Here is a 26,424-nt window from a genome sequence, read left to right as displayed (position 1 = left end):
CTCGCCTTAGGTGTCGCCGTCCAACATGATGCTTTTCAGATAGGTCCGCAGATCATCGCGCAACTCTTCGCGCGCCAGACCAAACGAAACAGTCGCCTGCAGAAACCCTGATTTAGAGCCGCAATCGAACCGCTGCCCGCGAAAACGGTAGCCATGAACGTTGTTCTCGTTCGCGATGTCCTGCGCGATGGCATCGGTCAGCTGGATCTCCCCACCGGAGCCTGACTTCATCTTGTTGAGGTTCTGCAACACGCTGGGCGACAGAATATACCGCCCAATCACCGCAAGGTTTGACGGCGCTTCGCCCGCTGGCGGCTTTTCAACCATACCTTTGACCTTGACCAACTGACCGTCGTCTTCGGAAATATCCAGCACCCCGTATGACGACGCGCGCTCGGGGGCCACTTCCATCGCGGCAACCATATTGCCACCGGTTTCTGCATAAGCTTCGACCATTTGCTGCAAACACGGCTTTTCCGCCGCGATCACGTCGTCGGGCAACATCACCGCGAAGGGTTCGTTGCCGATCAGCCGCCGCGCACACCAAACCGCGTGGCCAAGCCCCAGTGCCTTGTGTTGACGCACATAGGCAATTGCGCCGCTGTCCATGTTGGTCGATTTCAAGATCTCAAGCAGCTCGGTTTTACCCTTCTTACGCAGCTCTTGTTCTAGCTGTGGCGCAAGGTCGAAATAGTCTTCCAACGCCCCTTTGCCGCGCGAGGTGACAAAGATGAATTCTTTAATCCCTGCGGCCCGGGCCTCGTCAATCGCATATTGGACCAGAGGGCGGTCAACGAGGGTCATAATTTCCTTGGGCACTGATTTGGTTGCCGGCAAGAAGCGGGTTCCCATGCCTGCCACCGGAAAGATCGCTTTCGTTACCTTTTTACGCATCTCTTACCTCAAAATATTTCAGTGTGGCTTGTGCCATCTCATTCTCCACTGGATCATCCCAGTCTCTGTTAGCCTAGTCTTTGCCGAAACCACGCTGTCTGGCAACGCGCCTTTGTTCCTTTTCAAGCCGCCGTGACCTTGTTGTCATACGACATAGCGGTTGCGTACGGTCCGACTTTCCAAAAAGCCCGCCCCGCTGCACCCAAACCCCGTCCTCGTTCAATGCGAGTTGATGATACATAGCGGTCATCGACAAGGTCATCAGGGTGACGATTTCACCATTTTTCACCCTTTCCGCCGCGACCTTTAAGTCTTTGCGAAAAGTGAACGGGCGCGACGACATCTGGATCGACTCTCGGGGCAATGCCGGAAAGGCTTTAAACGGTGCGGCCGGATGTGCAGGCAGCTTGAGGGGCGTCAGGTCGCGCTGGCCGCCTTCGGTAAATCCAAGGTCCAGCCGGTGCATCAAACGACGTACTGACCGCGGTTCTAATCCCCCCGCGACCAGATGGCGAAGCAACCGGCGACGTTCGGACGCCCGCAAGCGCGCCCATTGCCCAGCGCGTTCGGACATCACCACGTGTTTTCGCTGAAAAACTGCCCAACTGGCCCCGATGTCAAACAGGTCGCGCGGCACACGGTTGGCGCTGCGCATTCTGTTTGCGGCAAATCCGTGATGGACCTCGGCCAAAGGCACCAATGCAGTCGCGTGCCCCGCACGGGCCAGCCGCATGTTCAAATCCGTTTCGTCAAGAAAGTAGTGGAACGCCGGATCAAAGCCACCCAACTCGATCAACACGTCACGGCGAAACGCCATGTTTGTGCCTTCGGTTTTTATCGCGCGCCCTTTGGGCGGATGCAAAATGGTCGGCGTTTCTTTTTCCAGCTCAAGGGCATGCGGTTCGCCAAAGCGGTCGAGGCTACGGGCCTTCCACTGGAACGAGATGCCGTTACGACCACGCACAAATCCACCCATCGCCGCGACATCCCGCTGGGCGGCGGGTGCCACAAGGTGGTGCAACCATTGGGGTTCGGGCACAGCATCATCGTCGATGAATGCCACGATATCGCCGGCAGCCTCGACAATCCCGAGGTTACGCGCCGCCGAGATATTGGGTTTGTCAAAAGGTACCAGCTTTAGATCGGCGGCAAACGGCAGGCTTTTCGCGGCCTTGATACCTGACGGGTCGCTGACAATAACGACCTCGAAAACCGGATACTGAAGCTGCGCGATACCAAGCAAGCAACGTTTTAGTGCATCAGGTCGGCCCCGACTAACAACTACGACGCTGACCGACAGATGGTTCATTCAAGGCCCATTTTTTCCATCATAGCCTCTATCTTCGGCACATCCTCTGGGTTGTTCAACTCCCAGAACTCGCGCCCGTTGGCTTCCACCTCAACACACAGAACCGAACGGCCGTTTTCCATAAACCGCAACTGTTCCAACCCCTCAAGCTGTTCAAGCGGGCCGGTGGGCCATGACGGGTAAGCCGCCAAAGCGTCAGGGCGATAGGCATAAACCCCGACATGGTGGAAAACGGGGGTCATATCCGTCTCTGAATAGCGTTTTGACGTAAACGGCACCACTTCTTTGGAGAAATACATCGCGCTGTGATCGGTTGCAAAAACCGCTGTTGTGCCACCAACGCGATCCGCTTTCCGGTCCGCCAGCAGGGCGTTTAATGTGGCCCCGTCACACCGCAAAACCGGTGTGGCTATTTCAGCATCGGGGGCAGATATCAGACCCTGTACAAGGCTTTCGACGAACCAATGCGGGGTCAGCGGCGCATCGCCTTGCAGGTTCACAACGATGTCAAAACCACCGCCAAGCGCGGCATGCGCCTCTGCGCAGCGTTCGGTGCCATTCGCGCATTCTGTTGATGTCATCACCACTTCTGCACCAAAGGCTTCGGCAGCATCTTTGATGCGGTCATCATCGGTCGCGACCACAACGCGGTCTACTCCGTTTACCGCGCAGGCGGCCCGCCATGAACGTTCAATCAACGACAACGACCGGCCAGTTGCCCCCTTGAGTTCGGCCAAAGGTTTGCCGGGATAACGAGTCGACGCAAAGCGGGCGGGGATGGCGATCAGGACAGACATCAGGCGGGTTTCAACGCGACAGACGGTGAATGCGCGATAAAGAACGAATTGGCGAAATCGGCCTTGCCATACGTCAGCGGGGTGTGGTCATCAAACCGAACCACATCACCCCCGGCCCCAAGCAGAACCGCATGGCCCGCCGCAGTATCCCATTCCATCGTGCGACCAAGGCGCGGATACACGTCCGCTTCGCCTGTCGCGATCAAACAGAACTTGAGCGATGATCCGGCGCTGGTCATGTCACGCACGTTGTATTTAGCAATATAATCATCCGTGGCCTGATCACGATGCGATTTCGACGCGACAACCATCAACGCGGAATTATCCGCGTCAGAGACTGATATCGGCGTTACTGTACCAACCTGATCCTTGTGAAAATCACCGGTTTCCTCGACCGACTTCCCGTCAGCCAAGGTAAAGAACATGCGCGATTTTGCCGGCGCATAGACCACGCCGCGCGTCGGTTTGCCGTTTTCGACCAAAGCGATGTTCACGGTAAAATCGCCCCGCCGGTGAATAAACTCTTTTGTGCCGTCCAGCGGATCCACGATCAGAAATGTGTCGCCTTTGGCATCATGTGTCGCAGATTGTTCTTCGGTCACCAGCATCACATCGGGGAACGCGGCGCGCAGTCCCGCACTGATGATCGCATCCGCGGCTTCATCCGCTGCGGTAACAGGGCTGTCGTCCGACTTGGATTTCACATCGAAATCATCGCGACCATAAATCTCCATGATCTTGTCACCGGCTTGCAATGATAGCTTGCGCATCACAGTCACTAAGTTTTCATAGTCCATACGGGGCATCCCTTTAGGCTTTGGTTGATCGAGGCATTCTTCCTCCTTATGCTGTCCACGTAACGGAACAGCAAGAATTCCGTGCGACGATGGGCTTTGTCAAAGGGCAGCAGTGATGTTTCAATCCAAGCGGAAACCCAAGGGCGGCATTTCGATAGTGCTCTCTATGGCAGAGTTGGTGTACCACTCGATCGTGCGCAGTGTGCGTAAACAACACAACAACGCCTTCGTCGCGATTGCCATTAACGTGATGCAAACCGTGATGTTTGTCGCCGCCTTCTACCTCATGTTTACAATCCTTGGCGTACGCGGTGCGGCGATCCGTGGTGATTTTCTGATTTACATCATGTCGGGCATTTTCCTGTACCTTACACATATCAAATCCATTGGTGCCGTTATGGGTGCCGAAGGACCGGCAAGCCCGATGATGCAACACGCACCGATGAACACAATCATCGCAATTCTCTCGGGCGCTTTGGGTGCGCTTTATGTTCAGGTGCTGTCGTTGTTTCTGGTTCTCTTTGCCTATCATGTCGCGTGGAGCCCTGTGAACATTGACCAGCCGGTCAACGCGTTCCTCATGGTGGTGATGGCATGGTTTACGGGGTGTTCGCTGGGTCTGGTGTTTCTGGCGTTGAAACCTTGGTTCCCCGCCTTCGTTGCCATCGTGTCGCAGCTGTATCAACGTGCAAACATGCTGGCGTCGGGCAAAATGTTTGTGGCTAACACCTTGCCCAGTTTCATGCTGGCGATGTTCGACTGGAACCCCCTGTTTCACGCGATTGATCAGGCCCGCGGCTTTGCCTTTATCAATTACAACCCGCGCTATTCGAATTGGGAATATGCGTTCTGGGTCGCGATTGTACTGATCATGATTGGACTGATGGGCGAGTTTTACACCCGCAAACATGCCTCGCTCAGCTGGAACGCACGACGCTAGGGTTAATCCACAACGCGCAGGGTCAGGTTGATCCGCCCGCCCTTGGGCAACAGGCTTGACGAACCGGCGCGCAACCTGTCGACGCCGTGATAGGCCAGCCGCGCGGCACCGCCCATCACCACAACATCCCCCGATTGCAGCCAGATCGACTCCGTCTTGCCACCGCGCGATGTATTCCCGATCCGAAACAACGCATCATCGCCAAGCGAGACGGAGACAACAGGCCACTGGAAATCCGCCTCGTCCTTGTCCTGATGCATCCCCATTCGGGCATCCGGTGCATAATAGTTAATCAAACAACATTCCGGTTTGCGGGCAAGCCCGGTCACACGGTCCCAGATGTCCAGAATATTTGACGGAATTGGGGGCCACTGCGTGCCATTGGGATGCGTTGGGACATAACGATATCCCGTTCGACCAGAAAGCCAGCCATAGCGACCCGCCGCCGTCATCCGAACCGACATCTTCTTGCCATAAGGTGTATCAGGACGGAAAAGCGGTGCCGACTTCACCACCCCGCGCACCGCTTCTACGACAGCGCGCTGATCGGCAACCTCAAGCAATCCTTTATGAATAATGAAGCCACGCAGCGTTAATTCGGTCATTTGATCCCTGTTCTGCGCTAATTTCTGAAAAATCCGTACAAATTCCTCATTTCTCTTGGGTGCCAGTGCTTGCGAGCCCGAACACCGCTCCTTATATACCCACCGAACCGCTGGAGGCCTACTGCTTTCAGTGTCATCAGATCGGGGCAAGGGTGCCATAACGGGCCTGCGCCTCGTGTCATCGCCTTAACGAAGAAAAGGGATCGAAAACATGGCCAAAGTAATTGGTATTGACCTCGGAACAACAAACAGCTGTATCGCCATCATGGACGGCAGCCAGCCTCGCGTAATCGAAAACGCTGAAGGCGCACGTACAACCCCATCTATCGTCGCCTTCACGGACGACGAGCGTCTGGTGGGCCAGCCTGCAAAGCGTCAGGCCGTCACAAACCCCGACAACACCATTTTTGGTGTGAAGCGTCTGGTCGGCCGTCGCAATGACGACGCGGATCTGGCGAAAGACAAAAAGAACCTCCCCTTCAATGTGATCGACGGCGGTAACGGCGACGCATGGGTAGAGGCACGCGGCGAGAAATATTCGCCTTCGCAAATCTCTGCCTTCATTCTGGGCAAGATGAAAGAAACTGCCGAGAGCTATCTCGGTGAGGACGTCACGCAAGCGGTTATCACCGTTCCTGCGTATTTCAACGACGCCCAGCGTCAGGCCACAAAAGACGCCGGTAAAATTGCCGGTCTCGAAGTGCTACGCATCATCAACGAACCAACTGCTGCGGCGCTGGCCTACGGCCTGGACAAAGAGCAGACACAAACAATCGCGGTCTATGACCTTGGTGGTGGTACATTTGACGTGACCATCCTTGAAATTGACGATGGTCTGTTCGAAGTGAAATCCACCAACGGGGACACATTCCTTGGCGGTGAAGACTTTGACATGCGCATCGTGAACTACCTTGCGGATGAGTTCAAAAAGACCAACGGCGTTGACCTGACAAAAGACAAGATGGCGCTTCAGCGTCTGAAAGAAGCTGCTGAAAAAGCCAAGATCGAACTGTCCTCGGCTTCTCAGACGGAAATCAACCAGCCATTTATTTCCATGGGTTCCGATGGTTCGCCGTTGCACATGGTCATGAAGCTGACGCGCGCCAAACTGGAAAGCCTTGTTGGCGATCTGATCAAGGCCTCAATGAAGCCTTGTAAAGACGCGTTGAAAGATGCCGGCCTGTCCGCATCCGACATCGACGAAGTTGTTCTGGTTGGTGGTATGACACGCATGCCGCGCGTTGTTGAAGAAGTGACCAAGTTCTTCGGTAAAGAGCCGCACAAAGGTGTGAACCCTGACGAAGTTGTGGCCCTTGGTGCCGCCATTCAGGCCGGTGTTCTGCAAGGCGACGTTAAAGACGTGGTTCTGCTGGACGTGACTCCATTGTCCTTGGGTATCGAAACCCTCGGCGGTGTTTTCACCCGTCTGATCGACCGCAACACCACGATCCCGACGAAAAAATCTCAGGTCTTCTCGACCGCCGAAGATAACCAGAACGCTGTGACGATCCGGGTTTTCCAAGGTGAGCGTGAAATGGCTGCCGACAACAAGATCCTCGGTGCCTTCAACCTTGAAAACATCCCGCCTGCCCCCCGTGGCATGCCGCAGATCGAGGTAACCTTTGACATCGACGCCAACGGTATCGTTGCAGTTGGCGCGCTTGATAAGGGCACTGGCAAAGAGCAGAAGATCACGATCCAGGCATCTGGTGGTTTGTCCGATGCTGATATCGACCAGATGGTAAAAGACGCGGAAGAAAACGCCGAGGCGGACAAGGATCGTCGCGAGCTGATCGAAGCGAAGAACCAGGCGGAAAGCTTGATCCACTCGACCGAAAAGTCCGTGGAAGAGCATTCCGACAAGGTCGACCCGACCACAGTCGAAGCGATCGAACTGGCAATTGCCGCACTGAAAGACGAGCTGGAAACAGAAGACGCGGGCAAGATCAAAGCCGGCATCCAGAACGTCACCGAAGCAGCGATGAAGCTGGGCGAAGCCATCTACAAGGCGTCAGCCGACGCCAGCGAAGATGACATGGCCGCAGCGGCTGACGAACAGGGCGGACCGGCGGATGACGACATCGTCGATGCCGAGTTCGAAGACCTCGACGACGACAAACGCGCTTCTTAATCGTACGCGGAACACGTGATAGGGGCCGGTCCGATTTGACGGGCCGGCCCTTCACGTTCCTTGTAAAGGACATGATCCATGGCAAAACGTGATTATTATGAAGTGCTTGGCGTCGCCAAGGGTGCGTCAGCGGATGAGATCAAAAAGGGATTTCGCAAGAAAGCCAAGGAGCTGCACCCCGACCGCAACTCCGACAACCCCGACGCCGAAGCACAATTCAAAGAGGCCAACGAGGCCTATGACGTCCTGAAAGCCCCCGACAAAAAGGCCGCTTACGACCGCTACGGTCATGCTGCTTTTGAAGGTGGCATGGGCGGCGGCGGCGGGCGTCCCGGTGGCGGGATGGGCGGCGGTCAAGGCGACTTCGGCTCAGCGTTTTCTGATGTTTTCGACGATCTGTTTGGCGATTTCATGGGACAACGCGGGGGCGGCGGCGGCCGTCGTGCCGCGCGTGGCGCCGACCTGCGCTACAACCTGCGCATCACGCTGGAAGACGCCTACGCCGGCATGCAGAAATCCATCAATGTGCCGACGTCAGTACAATGCGACAGCTGCTCCGGCTCCGGTGCTGAAGGTGGCGCAGAACCCACAACCTGCCCGACCTGTTCCGGCATGGGCAAGGTCCGCGCGCAGCAGGGTTTCTTTACCGTCGAACGCACCTGTCCCACCTGTTCGGGCATGGGGCAAATCGTCAAGAATCCTTGTAAAACCTGCCGCGGCGCAGGACGCACCGAAAAAGAACGGTCGCTAAGCGTTAACATCCCCGCTGGTGTTGAAACAGGCACGCGCATTCGCCTTGCCGGCGAAGGCGAGGCCGGCATGCGCGGCGGACCGTCCGGCGATCTTTATATCTTTATCGAAGTGGCTGAGCACGAGCTGTTCGAACGCGACGGGCCGAACCTGTTCTGCCGTGTCCCCGTCTCGATGAGCACTGCGGCATTGGGTGGCAATATCGAAGTACCCACCATTGATGGCGGTCGCGGTCGCGTCCAGATTCCGGGTGGCAGCCAGTCCGGCCGTCAGATGCGTCTGCGCGGCAAGGGCATGCCACCCCTGCGGGGTGGTGGGGTTGGTGATATGATCATCGAATTGGCGGTCGAAACGCCGGTGAACCTGACCAGCCGTCAAAAAGAACTCCTGCAAGAGTTTGAAGAACTGTCTTCGGAGAACAACCCCGAAAGCAGCAGCTTTTTCTCAAGCGTCAAATCGTTCTGGGATTCGATGAAGGGCTGATAAATACAAGGCGTCCATCCTCTTCTGGCTGGGCGTCTTAACCGAATCCTAACCATGTCTGCACAATCTGTGCGTATGACACATTTTGCCGAACAAGCACTGCCATTTTTGTTGGACACGCTGGATAACATCCGGCCAATCGATGTGAAACAACCGTCTTATATGCGGGACCATCGTCAACGGTTGCGCGCCCGTTTCATGGTCGGCGGCGCAGATGCGATGCCCGATTACGAACTGCTCGAACTCCTGCTGTTTCGCGCGATCCCGCAGGGAAATGTAAAACCATTGGCGAATGCAATGATCGACCGCTTCGGCGATTTCAATCGCGTCATTTCCGCGCCTGAGGGACGGCTGCTGGAACTTGATGGCGTCAGCGAGGACGTGGTTGTTGAATTAAAGATCGTCGAGGCGACAGCCCAACGGCTGGCCCGCGCCAAGGTCATGCGGCGCCAGATCGTATCCAGCTGGGATGATCTCCTGACCTATTGTCACACCAAAATGGCGCACCGCGAAACAGAACAATTTCGCGTACTTTTTCTGGATAATAAAAATGTCCTGATCGCTGACGAGGCACAAGGCCAGGGGACAGTAGATCACGTGCCGGTCTACCCGCGTGAGGTGGCCAAACGGGCGCTTGAACTCAACGCCTCCGCGCTGATTCTTGTCCACAACCATCCCTCGGGCGATCCGACTCCCTCAGCCTCCGACATCGACATGACAGAGCAAATTGCGCGGGCTTGCGAAGCCTTGGGTTTGACGCTGCACGACCACTTGATCATCGGCAAATCAACCGAACTTAGTTTTCGATCCGAAGGATACCTTTAACGCACCCAGACCTCGACCCGCCGGTTCACCTGACGGCCCCAGCTGGTGTCGTCACACGCCATTGGCATAGCCTCGCCAAAGGCATCAACACCAAGATCGACGCGCTCCAGATTGGCAGTCACAGCCGCTGCGCTGACCGCGCGCAACACAGCTTCTGCACGGCGCAGGGCAATGTCACGGTTGGGCTTGGCAGCACCTTGTCCGTCACTGAACCCGACAAACAGGATTTGTCGGGCGTCATAGCGGCCCTGCTCCAATGCGCGGGCAAGCTGCTGCACGTTCGAGCGGGATTGCGCATCAAGCCGGATCGACCCTGTTTCGAACCGGAACGAGGTTGTTAGCCGCGCCATAGGGGACAGCGTGGCCACCATACGCTGCATTTCCTCAAGCGGGATTTCCGGCCCTGCAACTGTGATCGCATTTGCAAACCGGTTGCCTTGCGCTGAAATCGAAATTTCCTCCGGGGCTTGGTCGACGAAACCGGCCCGCCGGATAACATTTTGCGCCGCGCCACTGCGTGAGAACGCAAGAAACTCGCGGGCAATCAGCGGCAGTCGGCGTGCCGGAAAATACAGGAACATCGGCGCGGTCAGGGGGTAATCTTCTGTTTTGATGGTACGACGCGCCGCATCCAGCGCGAAACCGCAAGTGCCACCCAAGGTCAGGACACGCGTGCTCTGGCGCTCGGCATAACTGGTTAATCCGATGGCCAAGGTATCTTTCGCGACGGCTTGCGCGATGTCCGCGGGCGTTTGATTGCGAATGGCATCGGATGACAATTCAAGTTTGGCAGGTTTCAAAACCTGATCTTCTAACGCTTGCGATAACCCGCTGGACACGTTTGGCACATGTAATTCGATCGGTGCGTCCGGCCCCCCTAACGCGTTCCAATTTGTGATCTCCCCCGCAAACACCTGCGCCAAGTTCAACGGAGAGATGCTGCGCAGCGGGTTGCCAGCAGCGACGATTGGGACAACAGCATCCAGCGCCAGCACCCGACTGCGATTTGGACCGGTCAGATCTCCCATGCCGGCCTCTCGCGCAAGCTTGCGTTCATCCGGGCGAATTTCGCGTAGCGCCATCACAATATCTGCTTCGTCAGCTAAAAGATCGGCGAAACCTTCGTCCGTATTGCTGGCACGAAACCCGAACCGCGCGGCGCGTTTGCCTGTTGCGACATCGGTAAGCGACAGTACAAAGCGGGTCGCATCGACGTCTTCGCGTGACACGGAGTATCCGCTGCGCTGCGCATAGGCATCGATAAGGGCGGGCATCAAAACCGCACCCATCGTCGCAGAGCCGGACAGTTCAATTTCGGCGACGAAGTCCTGCAAATTCGGGCAACCCGGCCCGGTGCAGGACACCCCGGAACCATCGATGGTAAGTTCGCCATAATCGGTGGACAGGCGGTAAAATTCGCCATCAAACCCCAAGAGCGTTCCGCTCAGTTCTACCTTTCCATCCCGCGAGCTAAGCGAGACATCTTGTGCCATGGCACCAGTGGTGGTGAACAGAAAAAGCGCGGCGAGAACCGCCGCACGTTTCAGAATGATCATGTGACCTCAGGGGCGTTGTTATTTGCCAGCGACTTTCAGGTCTTGGAGCAGATTATTCAACACAAGAAAACTCCCTTCGGCATCACAATCCGGGACAGGCAAGGTCAGGTTCTGGGTCTTGATTTTGCCATCTGGCTGAATCTCCAGCGACTGCGCCTCGATCTCCAGCCCGCAGTTCGTTGCGGTCACTTCCGTCTCGACACTCAAAGCAATGTTGCCCTTGCGCGCATTATAAGCCTTTGGAAAACTGTAAACTTCTGCAAGCAACGGGTCAGCGGCCTGCATGTCCCCGTGACGGGTCAAAACACCACTGTTGCCGGAAACAGCATCCGCGATTTCGCCCGGTGCCCCGCTCCACAAATGTCCTGCAGAACCGTAATCGGCACCAAACTCACGGGCGTGGATTTGAAAGCCAGTGTTGCCTTTCCACTGCAGAACGGAGCGGTCAAAATCGGCCAGCTCCTCAACCGTGGTCTGCGCGACCGCCCCGTCACCATTGGTAAAGGCAAGGATGAACACCGCTTCTTCCGCCAGCGCAGGGACGCGTAGCGAAATTTCACCCTTGGCTGATGTTGTGACGGTAAAAATCATACCATTGTGGTGCACTGTCACGCGCTCGTTGGGCAAACAGGGGGCTTGCATGCTTAGATCGACCATTGCGGCAGCAACCGGACGGGCCAGCGCGGATATTTCACATGTAGCCGCAGGTGTGGCTTCGGATGTTTCGTACATCTTTGGCTCTGCCAATGCGCTCGAAGGTGTCGAAACTTTCGTCACTTCGGCCTCGGGCTGGGGAAGCTTGATACCCGTATCAAACTCGGCGCTTGTCAGCTTAATTTCCTGCACGTCCAATAGCGCATTGGCAGCCGAGGCACCTTTGAGCTCCGGCATGTCTTCGGGATGTTGGATCTCTGTCGGGCCGTACAGCGCCTGCGCAGAGTCAGAGTTCTGCATGATAAACCCAATGCCGATTGCACAGCCGAGGGCCCCAATAGCAGTCAGAATTTCCTTTGTGCGCAACATCGTCTTGTCCCTTCAAACGGAATCGTTCGAAGTATTGATCGCGCATCATCAGGGCCGGGTTATGGCCCTGATGAGGGAAGTTCTTGGCGGAATAGAGGCAGCTTTATGCCGGACGTCCATGGCAATGTTTGAACTTCTTGCCAGATCCACACGGGCAATCGTCGTTTCGACCCGGAGAACCCCAAGTGCTCGGGTCGTTTTCGTCAAAACCAGCGATGGCGGTGCCAGCATCAGCTTTTGGCGCATCACCAGCTGCGTCTTTGCCGGCAGCGGCGGCCGCAGCGGCCTGCATCGCAGCCTGCTGCGCACGCAGTTCTTCCATCATCGCTGCGCGCTCGTCCTCTGACATTGGCTGGATTTGACCCAGCTTTTGCGTCACTTCCAGCCGCAGGCTGTCCAGCATCCCTTCGAACAACTGGAAGGATTCGTTCTTATACTCATTCAATGGATCGCGCTGCGCATAGCCGCGGAAACCGACAACAGAACGCAGATGCTCCAGCGTCATCAAGTGTTCTTGCCACTTGGTATCAATCGCCTGCAACAACAGCTGCTTTTCGATGTTGCGCATATTCTCGGCACCAAAGACTTCTGCCTTCTCGGCCATCATCTTGTCTGAGGCTTCGATCAATCGCTCACGGATCACATCGTCGTCGGCACCCTCTTCCTCGCACCATGCGACCATCGGCAGGTCCATGTTCAGATGTTCGGCCACACCTTCGGCAAATCCTTTGGAATCCCATTGGTCGGCATAGGTTTTCGGCGGCATATAGGTGTCGATCAGGTCATCAATTACCTGATGGCGCATGTCGGTCGTGATCTCGGACAGGTCTTGCGATTCCATGATGTCACGACGCTGGCCAAAGATCACCTTGCGCTGCTCGTTCATCACGTCATCGAATTTCAACAACTGTTTGCGGATGTCAAAGTTGCGCCCTTCAACCTTGGCCTGCGCCCGTTCAAGCGATTTGTTGACCCAAGGGTGGATGATCGCCTCGCCTTCTTTCAGGCCCAGCGAAGTCAGCACTTTTTCCAACCGTTCGGATCCGAAAATCCGCATCAGATCGTCTTCCAGAGACAGGAAGAACGAGGTACGGCCCGGGTCACCCTGACGGCCGGAACGGCCACGCAGCTGATTGTCGATACGGCGACTTTCATGCCGCTCGGAGGCGAGTACATAAAGGCCACCTGCCTCCAGCACCTTTTTCTTTTCTTCGGCGTGTTCCGCTTCGATCCGCGTGCGGATCGCAACAGGATCGGCGTCGGGATCGGCATCCAGCGCTTCGAGCACTTTCAATTCGACGTTGCCACCCAACTGGATATCGGTCCCGCGTCCGGCCATGTTGGTGGCGATGGTGACCGCCCCCAGTTTGCCGGCGTCCGCGATGATCTGCGCTTCCTGCTCGTGCTGGCGCGCGTTCAGAACGTTGTGCTGGATGCCAGCAGCGGTCAGCATCTGGGACAGTTGTTCGGATTTCTCAATCGACGTGGTCCCAACAAGGCAAGGCTGGCCCTTGGCGTTCGCCTCTTTCACCTTGTCGATCATCGCCTGATATTTTTCGCCTACGGTACGGTAGACTGCATCATCCTCATCGACACGTGCAATCGGCACGTTTGTGGGGATCTCGACAACACCCAGACCGTAAATTTCGCCGAATTCTTCGGCTTCGGTCAGCGCTGTCCCGGTCATACCCGCCAGCTTGTCATAAAGTCGGAAGTAATTCTGGAAAGTCACAGACGCAAGCGTGACGTTCTCGGACATGATCGATGTGCCCTCTTTCGCCTCAATCGCCTGATGTAGCCCGTCCGACAGGCGGCGGCCCTGCATCATCCGTCCGGTGAATTCGTCGATCAACATGATCTCGCCGTCGCGAACGATGTAGTCCTTATCCTTGGTAAACAACGTATGCGCGCGCAGGCCCTGATTAACATGGTGCACGATTGTCGTGCTTTCGGGGTCATACAGCGACTGACCCTCCTCCAACAAACCCTCGCCGCGCAGCAGTTCTTCCAGAAACTCGTTGCCGTCATCGGTAAAGGTCACATTGCGCGTTTTTTCGTCCAGCTCGTAATGCTCTGGCTTTAACGACGGGATCAACTTGTTGATCGTGACATACATGTCCGACCGGTCCTGCGCCGGGCCAGAGATGATCAATGGTGTGCGCGCCTCATCGATCAAAATACTGTCCACCTCATCGACAATCGCAAAGAAGTGATGCTTTTGCAGAATTTCGTCCAGGTTCGACTTCATGTTGTCGCGCAGATAATCAAAGCCGAGTTCGTTGTTCGTCGCATAGGTAATGTTGCAAGCATAGGCTTCGCGCTTGGCCTCTGTGCTCATACCGGCAATCGCCGCACCTGTGGTCAGGCCCAAAGCGGCAAACACCTTGCCCATCCAGTCCGCATCGCGCTGCACCAGATATTCATTCACCGTCACAACGTGCACGCCCTTGCCCGGCAAGGCGTTCAGATAGGCGGCCAAAGCGGCCGTCAGGGTTTTGCCCTCGCCGGTCTTCTGCTCGGAAATATTGCCCTGATGCAGAAAAATCGCCGCCAGCATCTGTGTATCAAAAGCGCGCAGGCCCAGGGTACGCCGCGCTGCCTCTCGGCAGTTGGCAAATGCTTCGGGCAACAGATCGTCAAGACTTTCACCGCCCATGGCACGTTTGGCCAGCTCTTCGGTCTTGTCCTTCAGACCCTCATCGCTCAGCTTTTCGAAATCCGGCTCAAGCGCATTAATCTTTGCCACCAGCGGGCGGGTCGCTTTGATTTTGCGATCATTTGGCGTGCCAAAGACCTTTTTGGCGATTGTTCCGATACCCAGCATGTGCTCTCCAGCCGACGTTTGAATTCTGCGCAGCGATGTGCTTGCCCAAGCCTCAGTCAGCCCATAGATAGATGGGGAACGTGGCTTGCGTGTGCGCCCTTTAGGGCGATGTAAGGGCCGCACCATAGGCTGTCAATGTAGCAGCCCTGTACAGAGCTTAACGATAGGACGATCCATGCAAAAACCCCTCACTTATCTGGCATCTTTGGCGCTGGCTGTTTCATTGGCCCTGCCTGTCGCTGCGCAGGACACGCCAACCGTTGATACCGTGGTTGCAACCGTGAATGGCAAAGACATCACTTTGGGCCACATGATCATTGCCCGTGCAACTTTGCCGCAGCAATATCAGGATCTGCCGGACGAGGTGTTGTTCAAGGGTATCCTCGACCAGCTGGTGCAACAAACAGCGCTTGCCGACACATATGAGGGCGATCTGCCCAAACGTGTGACCCTGTCCTTGGAAAACGAAACCCGTTCGCTGACAGCCGGTGAAGTCATCGAAGGTGTCATGGCGGCCCCCGTGGACGAGGAAGCCGTCAAAGCCGCCTATGACGCGCAATACACAGATCAGGAAGCGGGTGAGGAATATAACGCCTCTCACATTCTGGTTGAAACCGAAGAAGAAGCGAACACGATCAAAACAGCCTTGGACGACGGTGCGGACTTTGCCGAACTGGCGCGTGAAAAATCCACTGGCCCGTCCGGTCCGGGTGGCGGATCATTGGGGTGGTTCGGTGCCGGCATGATGGTGCCCTCTTTCGAAGCTGCCGTGGTTGCAATGGAGCCAGGCGCCGTATCCGCTCCGGTTGAAACGCAATTCGGCTGGCATGTGATCAAGCTGAACGAGACCCGTAAAACCGAAGCCCCCGCATTGGACGATGTGCGCGAAGAACTCGAACTGCAGGTACGTCAGACGCTTGTGCAAACCCGCATCGAAGAAATCACCAATGACGCAGATGTGGAACGGATGTCAGAGCAGGAAATCGACCCCGCGCTGATCAAAAACATCGACTGGCTGGAGTAACGCGCTTGGGAAACATCACAAAGGTATCGCCGCTGGCACCGTCCGGTTTCCCTGATTTGCCTGTGATTGAAGGTGTGCAATTTGCCACCATCGCTGCGGGCGTCAAATATCAGGGACGCACGGATGTTATGTTGGCGCAGATGGCACCCGGCACCGCGATTGCGGGTGTATTCACCCGGTCGCAAACCCGTGCCGCCCCCGTATTGGATTGCCAAACCAAGATTGGCCAAAAATCCGACGAAGGCGCGGCGATCCTCGTGAATTCGGGCAACGCCAATGCCTTTACCGGTCGTCGCGGCATCGAAGCCGTCGAGGCAATCACCGCCTGCGTGGCCAAGGTCTGCGACCTGCCGCAATCGCGTGTGTTTACGTCCTCGACCGGTGTGATCGGCGAACCCCTGCCTTTTGAACGGGTGACCTCCGTGATAGAGGATGCCAAATCCGGATTGGACGCAGGCCATATTGCACAGGCGGCGCGGGCAATCATGACCACCGACACCTATGCCAAAGGTGCGTGTGCGACGGTGAATGTTGGCGGAAAAACCGTTTCTATCGCGGGTATAGCCAAAGGGTCCGGCATGATTGCGCCGGATATGGCGACGATGCTGGTTTATATCTTTACCGATGCTTTGATTGATCAAGATGCATTGCAGGCGATGGTTTCTGCAGACGCCGACCGGACGTTCAACTGTATCACAGTGGATAGTGACACATCGACCTCTGACAGCCTGATCGTTGCAGCGACCGGCGCGTCAGGCGTGGATGCGTCAAGCGATAGCGCATTTCGCGATGCCCTGCATGGTGTGATGCAAGACCTTGCATTTCAGGTTGTGCGCGACGGTGAAGGCGCGACAAAATTCGTCGAGATTGCCGTAACCGGTGCCGCGACTGATGCCGATGCCAAGCTACACGCAATGGCCATTGCAAATTCACCACTGGTGAAGACAGCAATCGCCGGGCAAGATCCCAACTGGGGTCGTATTGTTATGGCGATCGGCAAATCCGGCGCAGCCGCTGATCGGGACCGGCTTTCGATCCGGTTCGGGGATGTTGAAGTCGCCAAAGACGGGTGGCGTAGCCCATCCTATTCAGAGGAAGATGCCGCCGCTCATATGAAAGGCGAAGAAATCCAGATTACTGTCGATATCGGCATTGGATCGGGAGCATCAACAGTTTGGACCTGTGACTTGACCCACGGCTATATCGAAATCAACGCGGACTACCGGTCGTGAAGGTTGTCTTGGTGTCGGCCGTCGCGCTGATCGACGTAGACGGGCGGATTTTGTTGGCTCAACGCCCCGAGGGGAAATCCATGGCTGGTCTGTGGGAATTCCCAGGCGGCAAGGTCGAAGCAGGCGAAACGCCCGAAGCTGCGCTGATCCGAGAGCTCGAAGAAGAGCTAGGCATCAACACCTGGAAATCCTGCCTTGCGCCGCTGACTTTTGCCAGCCACAGCTACGACGATTTTCATCTTTTGATGCCGCTGTTTGCCTGCCGGAAGTGGGAAGGAACGCCTTATTCGAAAGAGAATCAGGCTTTAAAATGGGTCCACGCAAAAGACCTACGCGATTATCCGATGCCCGCGGCAGACGTCCCGCTGATCCCCATTTTGCGGGACTGGCTTTGATAAGTTAGAGTTCTATTGAGATTCTCGCGTATCGGGAAACAATGTACTGGCGCGTTCACAAATTGTTGATTATGTTGTCCCCACTGTCTGGGGAGAGAGAAAATGCTGCGTACAATCACGCTTGGATCATGTGTATCCGTTCAAGGTATCTTTGTGAAAGATTTGGCTGATGGCCGTGTCGCTGTCAAAGTCGATGACACTGTATTTGCCGGTACTCCTGTCCGCAAAAACTAATTCCACCGGTTTGACCGGAACGTAAAAAGGGGCTGCATTCGCGGCCCCTTTTTTGGTGTCGTGGTGTTAAAAAGGCCGGACATTTCTGCCCGACCTTTGATTTTATTTCAATGTCCGCGTGACTTCTTCACGGGTGAAGATTTCGATCACGTCATCTGGACGAATGTCTTCGTAGTTCTCAAAGGCCATGCCGCATTCCTGACCGGACTGCACTTCTGGCACCTCATCCTTGAAACGCTTGAGAGTCTTGAGCGTCCCTTCGTGGATTACCACGTTGTCGCGCAGCAAACGCACACCGGCAGAACGACGCGCCACACCTTCGGTGACAAGACAACCGGCAACCTTACCAATACCCGTGACCTTGAACACTTCTTTGATATTCGCATATCCGATGAAGTTTTCTTTGATCTCGTTGCTAAGCAGGCCAGAGGCAGCGGCTTTCACGTCGTCAACCAAATCATAGATGACCGAGTAATAGCGGATCTCGACACCTTTCTGGTTCGCCGTGTTACGCGCAGATGCGTTCGCACGCACGTTAAAGCCCATGATCGGCGCACCGGAGGCTTCGGCCAACCCAACATCGGTTTCGGTGATCGCACCCACACCTGAGTGTAGAACGCGCACGCGTACCTCGTCGTTGCCGATTTTCTCCATCGCCTGAACGATCGCTTCAGCAGACCCCTGAACATCCGCTTTCAGCAGGATCGGCAGTTCGCTGATGTCTTCGTTCGCCTTGGCATTTGCCATCAACTGTTCCAGCGTCGTCGCCGCACCGGCCGCTGCGCGTTTGTCTTTGGCAGCACTTGCACGGTAATCCGCGATCTCGCGCGCCTGCGCTTCGGTGCTGGTTACGTTCAAAACGTCGCCCGCTTCGGGTGTGCCGTTCAGGCCCAGAACCTCAACCGGAACCGATGGGCCCGCTTCTTTCACGCGGTTGCCCTGATCGTCGATCAGCGCGCGGACCTTACCGTACTGCTCACCCACAACAAAGATGTCGCCTTGGCGCAACGTACCGTTCTGAACCAGAACAGTCGCAACAGGGCCGCGACCCACGTCAAGCTGCGCTTCGATCACGGCACCAACCGCGGCGCGGTTCGGGTTGGCCTTAAGTTCAAGCAACTCAGCTTGCAACGCAATGGCTTCCAACAGTTGATCCAAACCCTGACCGGTGGTTGCAGAAACCTCAACGTCCTGCACCTCACCAGACATCTGTTCCACGATCACCTCGTGCTGCAGCAGGTCTGTCCGCACCTTCATGGCATCAGCGGCAGGTTTGTCGATCTTGTTGATCGCCACGATCATTGGCACTTTTGCCGCTTTCGCATGCGCAATCGCTTCGATTGTCTGAGGCATCACAGCGTCATCCGCCGCAACCACCAGAACAACAATGTCGGTCACCTGAGCACCGCGCGAACGCATCGACGTAAATGCCGCGTGGCCCGGTGTATCAAGGAACGAAAGCACTTGGCCGCCATCGGTTGTGACCTGATAGGCACCGATGTGCTGCGTGATGCCGCCCGCTTCGCCCGCGACAACTTTCGCGTTACGGATTGCGTCAAGCAAGGACGTTTTACCGTGGTCAACGTGGCCCATGATTGTAATGACCGGTGGACGACCTACCAGATCTTTCGGATCGTCTTCGATCTCTTTGATCACATCTTCAACGTCGGCATCGGAAACGCGCACAACTTTGTGGCCGAATTCCTCGATGATCAATTCAGCGGTATCCGCATCAATGGTTTCGTTCTGCGTCACCATCATGCCGTTGGTCATCAACGCCTTCACAACCGCACCGGTCTTTTCGGCCATACGGGCCGCAAGCTCGGACACAACGATCGCAGGGGGCAATTGCACTTCGCGGATGATCTTTTCGCGCTCGACGTTGCCGCCCATCGCTTTTTGGCGCTGACGCTCTTGTTTGCGCTTCATTGCGGCCATCGAACGCTGGCGCCCGCCTTCACCACCTGTAAGCGCCTGATTCACTGTCAGTTTGCCAGAACGGCGATCGTCAGTGCGGTTCTTTTTGTTGGTTTCTTCGCGGTCACGTTCGGTTTTGCGAACCGCCGGCCCCGGTGCCACCTTGTTAGGCGTCGGCCGCGCAGCAGCTGGCGCTGCAGGTGCGGCAGCAGCTGCCTGTGCAGCGGCTTCTGCGTCACGCTTGGCCTGCGCTTCTTCTTCGGCTTTTGCCTTCAGGCTTTCCTCGCGCTCGCGATCTGCCTTTTCTTTCGCATCAATCTCGGCACGACGGCGCTCGCGGTCTTCCGCGCGGGCCTTCTCCTCTGCCAAACGGGCGGCGGCCTCTTCGGCTTCACGTGCCTTGGCGGCCTGAACCGCCTTCAAACGGCGCTCCATCTGTGCGTCTGTAATGCCCGCAGGACGTTTGGAAGGGTCGCCCACAGGTCCGGCACCCGGCCCGGTTGGCTTTTGCCCACCCGGCTTTGGCACCACAACGCGTTTGCGCTTGGTTTCGACCACGACGTTCTTGGTACGCCCGTGGCTAAAGCTCTGCTTTACGTTGCTGGGACGCGAACCGCCCAGACCCAATGTTTTTCTGCCGTCTGTATCGCTCATTTAGCTCGTCATCCTTCCGGCTGGCCGCTGCCAGCCTCGTTTTGTCGCACGCCTTTTAGTCGTTGGGCTTCCTCTACAACACGCAGAGTGAGTCCACCAGAGGCGAGCGCCCCATGTATCACAGTTTGGCGTCCGAATGCCAAACCCAATTCATCCGCCGTCAGTACGCCAATGTAATGGCCGTAGTGAGGCGTGCTCAGTTTCGTTTTACCGCGTTCAGACCCATCAGTGGCCTGAATAAGCACTTCGGCTTCTTCGTTCTGAAGCCAGCTTTTGACTTTTTCGTATCCCGCCACGGCGCGTCCGCCTTTGCGTTGCAGCGAAATCAGGTCAACCACACGCCGCGCAAGTTGCTTTTCAACTTCTGCCAGCAGATCATCCTGTACCTTGACCTGCTGTTTTGCAGCGCGGGTGAACAGCTTTTTGCTGATCGCCAGTTCAATCGCCGCCCGATCAGCAGCAACATACATACCACGTCCCGGTAATTTGCCCAAGATATCAGGATAAACCTGATCATCCGGCCCGACCACAAATCGCACTAAACCATATTTAGGCTGCACTTCGCCCGTGGCAATGCACTTGCGGTCAGGACCGTCTTCCCGGTCTTTGGAGGCGCCACCGCGGCTCATCTGGAACAATCGAGGCCTGAGATCAGGCCTCGACCTCCTGTTCTTCTGTGTCGTCGTCTTCGGGCTCTTCCGCTTCCAGTTCGGTTGGATCAACCCAACCCAGCATAACACGGGCGGTCATGATCATGGCCTGCGCATCTTCCAATGAAACCTCGAACGGCTCCAACGAACCGTCATCTTTCACACGCTCGCCGTCTACTGTTGTCCAGCCACCGGCCAGCTCCCAGTCCGCACATGTCGCGAAATCTTCCAGTGTTTTCACGCCATCCTTTGCCAGTGCCTCAATCATCTGGGGTGTCAGGCCGTCAAATTCAATAAGGCTGTCCTCGACACCCAAGGCACGGGCCGCTTCAAGCGCCGCTTTGTTCTGCGCTTCCAGCACATCCTGCGCGCGGGCCTGCAGTTCCTGCGCCGTGTCTTCATCAACACCGTCAATGACCAGCAGTTCGTTCACTTCGACGTAAGCAACTTCTTCAAGGTTGGTGAACCCTTCGGATACCAGCAACTGGGCAAAGAACTCATCAAGGTCGAGGTTATCCATGAACAGCTTGGTACGCAGTTCAAACTCGGCCTGACGGCGCTGGCTTTCCTGCTCTTCTGTCATGATGTCGATATCGAGACCGGTCAGCTGTGACGCCAGACGCACGTTCTGGCCACGACGGCCAATAGCAAGCGAAAGCTGCTCTTCTGGAACAACCACTTCGATCTTGCCCGCTTCTTCGTCCAGAACAACCTTGGAAACTTCCGCAGGCTGCAATGCGTTCACAAGGAACGTGGGCTGATCGTCATTCCATGGAATGATGTCGATCTTTTCACCCTGCAATTCGTTAACTACGGCCTGCACACGTGAACCACGCATACCGACACATGCGCCTACGGGGTCAATCGACCCGTCATAGGAGATCACAGCGATCTTCGCGCGCGAACCGGGATCACGGGCAACCGCCTTGATCTCGATGATGCCGTCGTAAATCTCTGGCACTTCCATCTTGAACAGCTCGGCCATGAATTCAGGCGCGGTACGGCTCAGGAAAATCTGTGGGCCACGCTGCTCGCGACGCACGTCTTTGATGTAAACGCGGATACGGTCATTCGGGCGATACGATTCGCGGCCGATCTTTTCGTTGCGGCGCAGGATCGCTTCACCAGCGCCCACATCGACGATGACGTTGCCATACTCTTCACGCTTGACCAGACCATTGATGATCGTACCTGCGCGGTCTTTAAATTCTTCGTACTGACGATCCCGCTCGGCTTCGCGGATCTTTTGCAGGATGACCTGCTTGGCTGATTGTGCCGCAATCCGGCCCATTTCAACCGGCGGCACTTCTTCGATGTACTGTTGGCCGATCTCGGGGTTATCCATGTACTGCTTGGCCTGATCCACCGTGAATTCAGCCTGATAGTTCTCAAGCTCGTCTTCGGCGACCACGGTACGCACACGGGTAAACGTTGCGCGACCGGTCTTGCGGTCAATCGCCACGTGAATATCCATCTCTGCGCCGTAACGCGACTTTGCCGCGCGGGCGAGCGATTCTTCCATCGCTTCGATGACCAAAGCGGGGTCGATCATCTTTTCGCGGGCCACAGCCTCGGCGGTCTGCAACAACTCAAGCTGGTTGGCGGATGTAATGGCCATTAGTCTTCTCCCTCATCAGACCCTTCGGTCTCGATCTCGTCAAACTTGGTTTCGTCAATTGCGCCCGATTCTTTGCGTTGGCGCAGCATTTCGGTGATCAACTCGTCGGTCAGCACCAGTTTGGCATCCGACAACCAGTCGAATTTCAAACCAACGGTGCCTTCTTCGACGTTGATCAGCACCTCGTCCCCGTCGATGCCAGCCAATTCGCCCTTGAAGCGACGGCGGCCGCCGACCAGTTCTTCGGTTTCGATCTTGGCTTCATAGCCTTCGAACATGTCGAAATCCTTGAGCCGCGTGAGCGGACGGTCAATCCCGGGCGAGGATACCTCAAGCGTGTATTCCTCGATGATCGGATCTTCGACGTCCAGCACCGCACCCAGCGCCTGATTGATCTTGGCCAGGTCATCAACCTCAATCCCGCCCTCGGGTTTGTCGGCCATAATCTGCAATGTCGTCACTTTGCCTGACATCAGACGCACGCGCACCAGTTCATAGCCCATATCCTCGATCACCGGTGTGATGATCTCGGCCATGCGGCGGTCAATGGCGGCTTTGGCAATAAGGTCGTTGGTCATGGTTTCCTATCGGTTTCCATTAGGCACAAAAAAACGGGCGCGCGGCCCGTGTTCAAGATCGGTGGAGCGTTTGGTTTGGACCCGAACGCGCCGCTGTTGATGGGCATATACGCAGAGTAAGCTGAGTCTGCAAGGCCTGTTCACGCAAACCACCAGCGTTCAGCCGCGCGCAGGTTATCCAGCGGGCGTAAATGGCTGATGGTGGCAGGCTGTATCACGTCAGTGGATACCGCTTGGGCCGGATGGCGGTGATCGGGCTGAAAGGTAATGTCAGCCAGACCGGCCAAGGCACCCGCCGCCTTTAGATCAACCGCATCAACCAGATATTCGCCCAGCGCTTGCCCGCGAACGGGTTCGGAAGAGATCGAAGTCAGCTCAACCTCGTCAAACCAACCCGCGCTCTCCCCTTTATAGTGATCTGCAACGCGGGTCGCCAACAGGCGCTGGCCCGCTGTGAAGTTTTCAACCCGATACAGGCCGGTGCCGATCCCGCTGTCTGGTGCATGCGCTGAACGGATGAAATACGATGGCTGGGCAAGTCGCATCGGCAGGCGCGGGTCGCCGTGATCCAATGTAAACGACACCTGATAGGTGCCGACAGCCTGCACCGCGCCACCGGCAAAGCTTGCAGCGCTTGCAACAACATCCTGTGCCGTGAAGGACTTACCATCGTGAAATGTAACATCCTGGCGCAGATCAAACAGCCATCTGCGGGCGTCCGGTGACGATGACCAACCTGTCGCCAATTCGCCGCGCAACGTGCCGTCCGCGGCGACTTCGGTCAGCGTGTCAAAGACAACGCCCTGACGCGCCACCTGCATAAACAGACCATCACCGCGCGACCACGTGTCGTCGCGCAAGGCGCCCGAAAGCGCCATCCGCAACCGTCCCCCACGCGTGGGGCCAGCGGCGGAAACTCCGGTTGCCGCCAGCAATGCGGCGGCGGCCGCGCTGGAAAACAGCGCACGGCGGTCCAGCAACGACCGGCTCATCCCAGCGCTCCGATCCGGTCCATCGCCCGCACCAGTTCTGCCGAAATACCCGGTTCGGACAGGGCATGACCCGCGTTGCGCACCATCTTCAATTCGCCCTGCAACCAGTTTTCGGCCAGCTCATAGGCGCTGCTGGGGGGGCAGATCATGTCGTACCGTCCCTGCACAATCACACCGGGAATATGGGAGATTCGCGGCATATGCGCCAAAATCTGGCCGTCAAACTCCAAGAAACCTGCATTGGTGAAATAGTGATTCTCTAACCGCGAAAAGGCCCGTGCATAATCCGCCGGCCCTTCGTGGGATCCGCCCGTCGAATGGATCGACGCCAATGCGTTTTCCCAAGCGGCCCAAGCACGGCCATAGCGTTGCTCAACCGACAGATCGCCGGAAAACAGACGGCGGTGATACGCTTTGATCAGGTCATCCTGTTCGTCTTCGGGGATCAGCGATGTAAACCGCGCCCAGACTTCGGGCCAGAATTTACCGGCACCACCGCCATAAAACCAATCCAGTTCCGATTGCGTCATCAGGAAAACGCCGCGCAAAACCAGATTGCGCACGGCCTCGGGATGGGTCTGGGCATAGATCAGCGAAAGCGTCGCCCCCCACGAGCCCCCAAAAACGATCCACCGGTCAATCCCCAGCTCGCGGCGAATCATTTCTATGTCTGCGACCAGATGCCACGTCGTGTTATCCGTGACGCTTGCGTGGGGTTTGGACCGCCCGCATCCGCGCTGGTCAAACAGGATCACGCGAAACTTTGACGGGTCGAAATAACGCCGCATAGAGGGGCTGCACCCCCCACCGGGCCCACCATGTAGTACAACAACCGGTATGCCATCGGGATTGCCGCATTGCTCAACATAGACAGTATGGCCCTGCCCAACGGCCAACATCCGCTGATCGAACGGGTCAATCGGCGGATAAAGATATTGAACTGCGCGTTTTTGATCGGGAAACTTGTCCATATCAGCCCTATATACGTCTCAGATATACAAGAACATAGGGAGCGCGAAATGCAAACGGCTCAATCTACGGTAGACGCAGGGGAAATCGCAAAATTTGAAGCGATGGCCGCCGAATGGTGGGATTTGAACGGCAAGTTCAAACCATTACACATGCTGAACCCCTGCCGGTTGGATTACATCACATCGCAGATCGCGGGCGAGTTTGATCGCGATCTCACCTCCGAAACTCCTTTCAAGGGCCTGCGTATCCTCGACATCGGCTGCGGCGGTGGCCTGCTTTCCGAACCGATGGCGCGTTTGGGGGCCACGGTTGTGGGGGCCGACGCCGCCGCTGGCAATATTCCTGTGGCACAGGTGCATGCCGCGCAATCAGGGCTGGAAATTGATTACCGCCACACCACTGCCGAAGATATGGCCGCAAATGGTGAACAATTCGATGTCGTGTTGAACATGGAAGTCGTTGAACATGTCGCGTCTCCGCCGGATTACCTGCGCGCCTGTCACGATCTGTTAAAACCCGGCGGGCTGCATATCTGTTCAACGATCAACCGCAATCCCAAATCATTCATGATGGCGATTGTCGGGGCCGAACACATCATGCGCTGGTTGCCCAAAGGCACCCACGAGTGGTCCAAATTCATCACCCCCGACGAATTGTTCGCCCTGATAACAGAGGCAGGGATGGAACCGGTGGACCGCAAGGGGTTCGTATTCAATCCGATCGCCTGGAGCTGGAGCCTGTCGGACAAAGACCTGAGCGTGAACTACGTCACCGCGAGCCTTAAGTCAGCTTAAGCCTGATCTCGCGCAGGATGGGCAGGGCCGCGCGGGCCTGCTCTTCGCCCAGATCCTCGACAACCTGATTGATCATCGGGGTAATCGCCGCCACGGCTGTGTCACGCGCATTGCGTCCTGCGGGGCTGATGGCGACCATTTTGCGTCGCGCATCGTCCCAATCAGGGCGGATGTGAACGTAGCCGGACCACTCCAGCTTGTTCAACGTGTTGGTCATGGCGCCGCGCGTTACGCCGAACCGTTCCGCCAGTTGCGCAGGCGTAGATTCGGCGTCCTTACGGGAAAGATGGTTGAGCACCGAGAAATGCGAGATTTCCATACCTTTGGGTAAAACGCGGCTCAATCGCCCACGCATTGAATGATCTGCCGCCAGAATTTCGCTGAACAGCATGATCGCCAAAGTATTTTTGTCATCGCTCATACGTCGGCC

General features: G+C 56.5%; 24 protein-coding genes. 9 read left to right on the top strand and 15 right to left on the bottom strand.

Annotation, left to right across the window (positions count from 1 at the left end; translation table 11 throughout):
- Positions 1–6 precede the first annotated feature (6 nt).
- The 4 genes from galU to cysQ all read right to left on the bottom strand — a co-directional run bounded on the left by galU (position 7) and on the right by cysQ (position 3,797).
- Complete coding sequence (galU, locus tag Z947_RS0103890) at positions 7–894, bottom strand: UTP--glucose-1-phosphate uridylyltransferase GalU (RefSeq protein WP_025043005.1); 888 nt, start codon at positions 892–894, stop codon at positions 7–9.
- Between the two features lie 73 nt (positions 895–967).
- Positions 968–2,203 carry a glycosyltransferase family A protein gene (locus Z947_RS0103885; protein ID WP_025043004.1) on the bottom strand — a complete coding sequence of 412 codons (1,236 nt, stop codon included), beginning with the start codon at positions 2,201–2,203 and terminating at the stop codon, positions 968–970.
- Entirely contained in the window at positions 2,200–3,000 is an 801-nt protein-coding gene (locus Z947_RS0103880; RefSeq protein ID WP_025043003.1) for a 3-deoxy-manno-octulosonate cytidylyltransferase, read from the bottom strand. The genes Z947_RS0103885 and Z947_RS0103880 overlap by 4 nt, the downstream gene beginning before the upstream one ends.
- Positions 3,000–3,797: a 3'(2'),5'-bisphosphate nucleotidase CysQ gene (gene cysQ, locus Z947_RS0103875; protein WP_025043002.1), complete on the bottom strand. Its 798-nt coding sequence runs from the start codon at positions 3,795–3,797 to the stop codon at positions 3,000–3,002. Before cysQ ends, Z947_RS0103880 begins: the two co-directional genes overlap by 1 nt.
- Before the next feature lie 115 nt (positions 3,798–3,912).
- On the opposite strand from cysQ, the gene Z947_RS0103870 reads away from it, so the two are divergent.
- Positions 3,913–4,737: an ABC transporter permease gene (locus tag Z947_RS0103870; protein ID WP_025043001.1), complete on the top strand. Its 825-nt coding sequence runs from the start codon at positions 3,913–3,915 to the stop codon at positions 4,735–4,737.
- 2 nt (positions 4,738–4,739) lie between these two features.
- On the opposite strand, the gene Z947_RS0103865 is transcribed toward Z947_RS0103870, so the two are convergent.
- Positions 4,740–5,342 carry an alpha-ketoglutarate-dependent dioxygenase AlkB family protein gene (locus tag Z947_RS0103865; RefSeq protein WP_025043000.1) on the bottom strand — a complete coding sequence of 201 codons (603 nt, stop codon included), beginning with the start codon at positions 5,340–5,342 and terminating at the stop codon, positions 4,740–4,742.
- Positions 5,343–5,553: 211 nt separating this feature from the next.
- On the opposite strand from Z947_RS0103865, the gene dnaK reads away from it, so the two are divergent.
- The 3 genes from dnaK (at position 5,554) to radC (ending at position 9,531) form a co-directional block, all read left to right on the top strand.
- A complete protein-coding gene (dnaK, locus tag Z947_RS0103860) occupies positions 5,554–7,473 on the top strand; it encodes a molecular chaperone DnaK (protein WP_025042999.1) in 1,920 nt (639 codons plus the stop codon).
- A gap of 78 nt (positions 7,474–7,551) precedes the next feature.
- Entirely contained in the window at positions 7,552–8,706 is a 1,155-nt protein-coding gene (dnaJ, locus tag Z947_RS0103855) for a molecular chaperone DnaJ (protein WP_025042998.1), read from the top strand.
- A gap of 75 nt (positions 8,707–8,781) precedes the next feature.
- Positions 8,782–9,531 (top strand): RadC family protein, encoded by a 750-nt coding sequence (gene radC, locus Z947_RS0103850; protein WP_025042997.1) that lies wholly within the window; start codon positions 8,782–8,784, stop codon positions 9,529–9,531.
- Here the strand turns inward: radC and Z947_RS0103845 are convergent.
- The 3 genes from Z947_RS0103845 to secA form a co-directional block, all read right to left on the bottom strand.
- Entirely contained in the window at positions 9,528–11,087 is a 1,560-nt protein-coding gene (locus Z947_RS0103845; RefSeq protein ID WP_037938673.1) for a substrate-binding domain-containing protein, read from the bottom strand. The genes radC and Z947_RS0103845 overlap by 4 nt on opposite strands.
- An 18-nt stretch (positions 11,088–11,105) precedes the next feature.
- Positions 11,106–12,110: a hypothetical protein gene (locus Z947_RS0103840; protein ID WP_025042995.1), complete on the bottom strand. Its 1,005-nt coding sequence runs from the start codon at positions 12,108–12,110 to the stop codon at positions 11,106–11,108.
- Between the two features lie 103 nt (positions 12,111–12,213).
- The gene (gene secA, locus Z947_RS0103835; protein ID WP_025042994.1) at positions 12,214–14,934 is read right to left on the bottom strand and encodes a preprotein translocase subunit SecA; all 2,721 of its coding nucleotides are present in this window, start codon (positions 14,932–14,934) and stop codon (positions 12,214–12,216) included.
- A gap of 175 nt (positions 14,935–15,109) precedes the next feature.
- Between secA and Z947_RS0103830 the strand changes: the two genes are divergently transcribed.
- The 4 genes from Z947_RS0103830 (at position 15,110) to Z947_RS22450 (ending at position 17,819) form a co-directional block, all read left to right on the top strand.
- A complete protein-coding gene (locus tag Z947_RS0103830) occupies positions 15,110–15,958 on the top strand; it encodes a peptidylprolyl isomerase (protein WP_025042993.1) in 849 nt (282 codons plus the stop codon).
- A 5-nt stretch (positions 15,959–15,963) separates the two neighbouring features.
- On the top strand, positions 15,964–17,190 hold the full coding sequence (gene argJ / locus Z947_RS0103825) for a bifunctional glutamate N-acetyltransferase/amino-acid acetyltransferase ArgJ (protein WP_025042992.1): 1,227 nt from the start codon (positions 15,964–15,966) through the stop codon (positions 17,188–17,190).
- Positions 17,187–17,585, top strand: coding sequence for an 8-oxo-dGTP diphosphatase MutT (mutT, locus tag Z947_RS0103820; protein WP_025042991.1), 399 nt, complete (start codon positions 17,187–17,189; stop codon positions 17,583–17,585). The genes argJ and mutT overlap by 4 nt, the downstream gene beginning before the upstream one ends.
- Before the next feature lie 102 nt (positions 17,586–17,687).
- The gene (locus Z947_RS22450; protein ID WP_268778035.1) at positions 17,688–17,819 is read left to right on the top strand and encodes a hypothetical protein; all 132 of its coding nucleotides are present in this window, start codon (positions 17,688–17,690) and stop codon (positions 17,817–17,819) included.
- Positions 17,820–17,921: 102 nt separating this feature from the next.
- Here Z947_RS22450 and infB read toward each other — a convergent pair whose 3' ends face one another.
- From infB to pip, 6 genes are all read right to left on the bottom strand, one after another.
- On the bottom strand, positions 17,922–20,390 hold the full coding sequence (infB, locus tag Z947_RS0103810; protein ID WP_025042990.1) for a translation initiation factor IF-2: 2,469 nt from the start codon (positions 20,388–20,390) through the stop codon (positions 17,922–17,924).
- Between the two features lie 8 nt (positions 20,391–20,398).
- Positions 20,399–21,019 (bottom strand): RNA-binding protein, encoded by a 621-nt coding sequence (locus Z947_RS0103805; protein ID WP_025042989.1) that lies wholly within the window; start codon positions 21,017–21,019, stop codon positions 20,399–20,401.
- A gap of 22 nt (positions 21,020–21,041) precedes the next feature.
- A complete protein-coding gene (gene nusA / locus Z947_RS0103800) occupies positions 21,042–22,658 on the bottom strand; it encodes a transcription termination factor NusA (protein ID WP_025042988.1) in 1,617 nt (538 codons plus the stop codon).
- Complete coding sequence (rimP, locus tag Z947_RS0103795) at positions 22,658–23,236, bottom strand: ribosome maturation factor RimP (RefSeq protein ID WP_025042987.1); 579 nt, start codon at positions 23,234–23,236, stop codon at positions 22,658–22,660. The genes nusA and rimP overlap by 1 nt, the downstream gene beginning before the upstream one ends.
- Positions 23,237–23,376: 140 nt before the next feature.
- Positions 23,377–24,228 (bottom strand): ABC transporter substrate-binding protein, encoded by an 852-nt coding sequence (locus Z947_RS0103790; protein WP_025042986.1) that lies wholly within the window; start codon positions 24,226–24,228, stop codon positions 23,377–23,379.
- Positions 24,225–25,199 (bottom strand): prolyl aminopeptidase, encoded by a 975-nt coding sequence (pip, locus tag Z947_RS0103785; RefSeq protein ID WP_025042985.1) that lies wholly within the window; start codon positions 25,197–25,199, stop codon positions 24,225–24,227. Before pip ends, Z947_RS0103790 begins: the two co-directional genes overlap by 4 nt.
- 48 nt (positions 25,200–25,247) lie before the next feature.
- Here pip and ubiG point away from each other — a divergent pair, with 48 nt between their 5' ends.
- Positions 25,248–25,994 carry a bifunctional 2-polyprenyl-6-hydroxyphenol methylase/3-demethylubiquinol 3-O-methyltransferase UbiG gene (ubiG, locus tag Z947_RS0103780; RefSeq protein ID WP_025042984.1) on the top strand — a complete coding sequence of 249 codons (747 nt, stop codon included), beginning with the start codon at positions 25,248–25,250 and terminating at the stop codon, positions 25,992–25,994.
- Here ubiG and Z947_RS0103775 read toward each other — a convergent pair.
- Positions 25,981–26,415: a MarR family winged helix-turn-helix transcriptional regulator gene (locus Z947_RS0103775; RefSeq protein WP_025042983.1), complete on the bottom strand. Its 435-nt coding sequence runs from the start codon at positions 26,413–26,415 to the stop codon at positions 25,981–25,983. The genes ubiG and Z947_RS0103775 overlap by 14 nt on opposite strands.
- Positions 26,416–26,424 lie beyond the last annotated feature (9 nt).

The organism is Sulfitobacter geojensis (assembly GCF_000622325.1).
In the GTDB taxonomy this organism is placed as follows: domain Bacteria; phylum Pseudomonadota; class Alphaproteobacteria; order Rhodobacterales; family Rhodobacteraceae; genus Sulfitobacter; species Sulfitobacter geojensis.
This window is presented reverse-complemented; position numbering and strand designations above follow the sequence as displayed.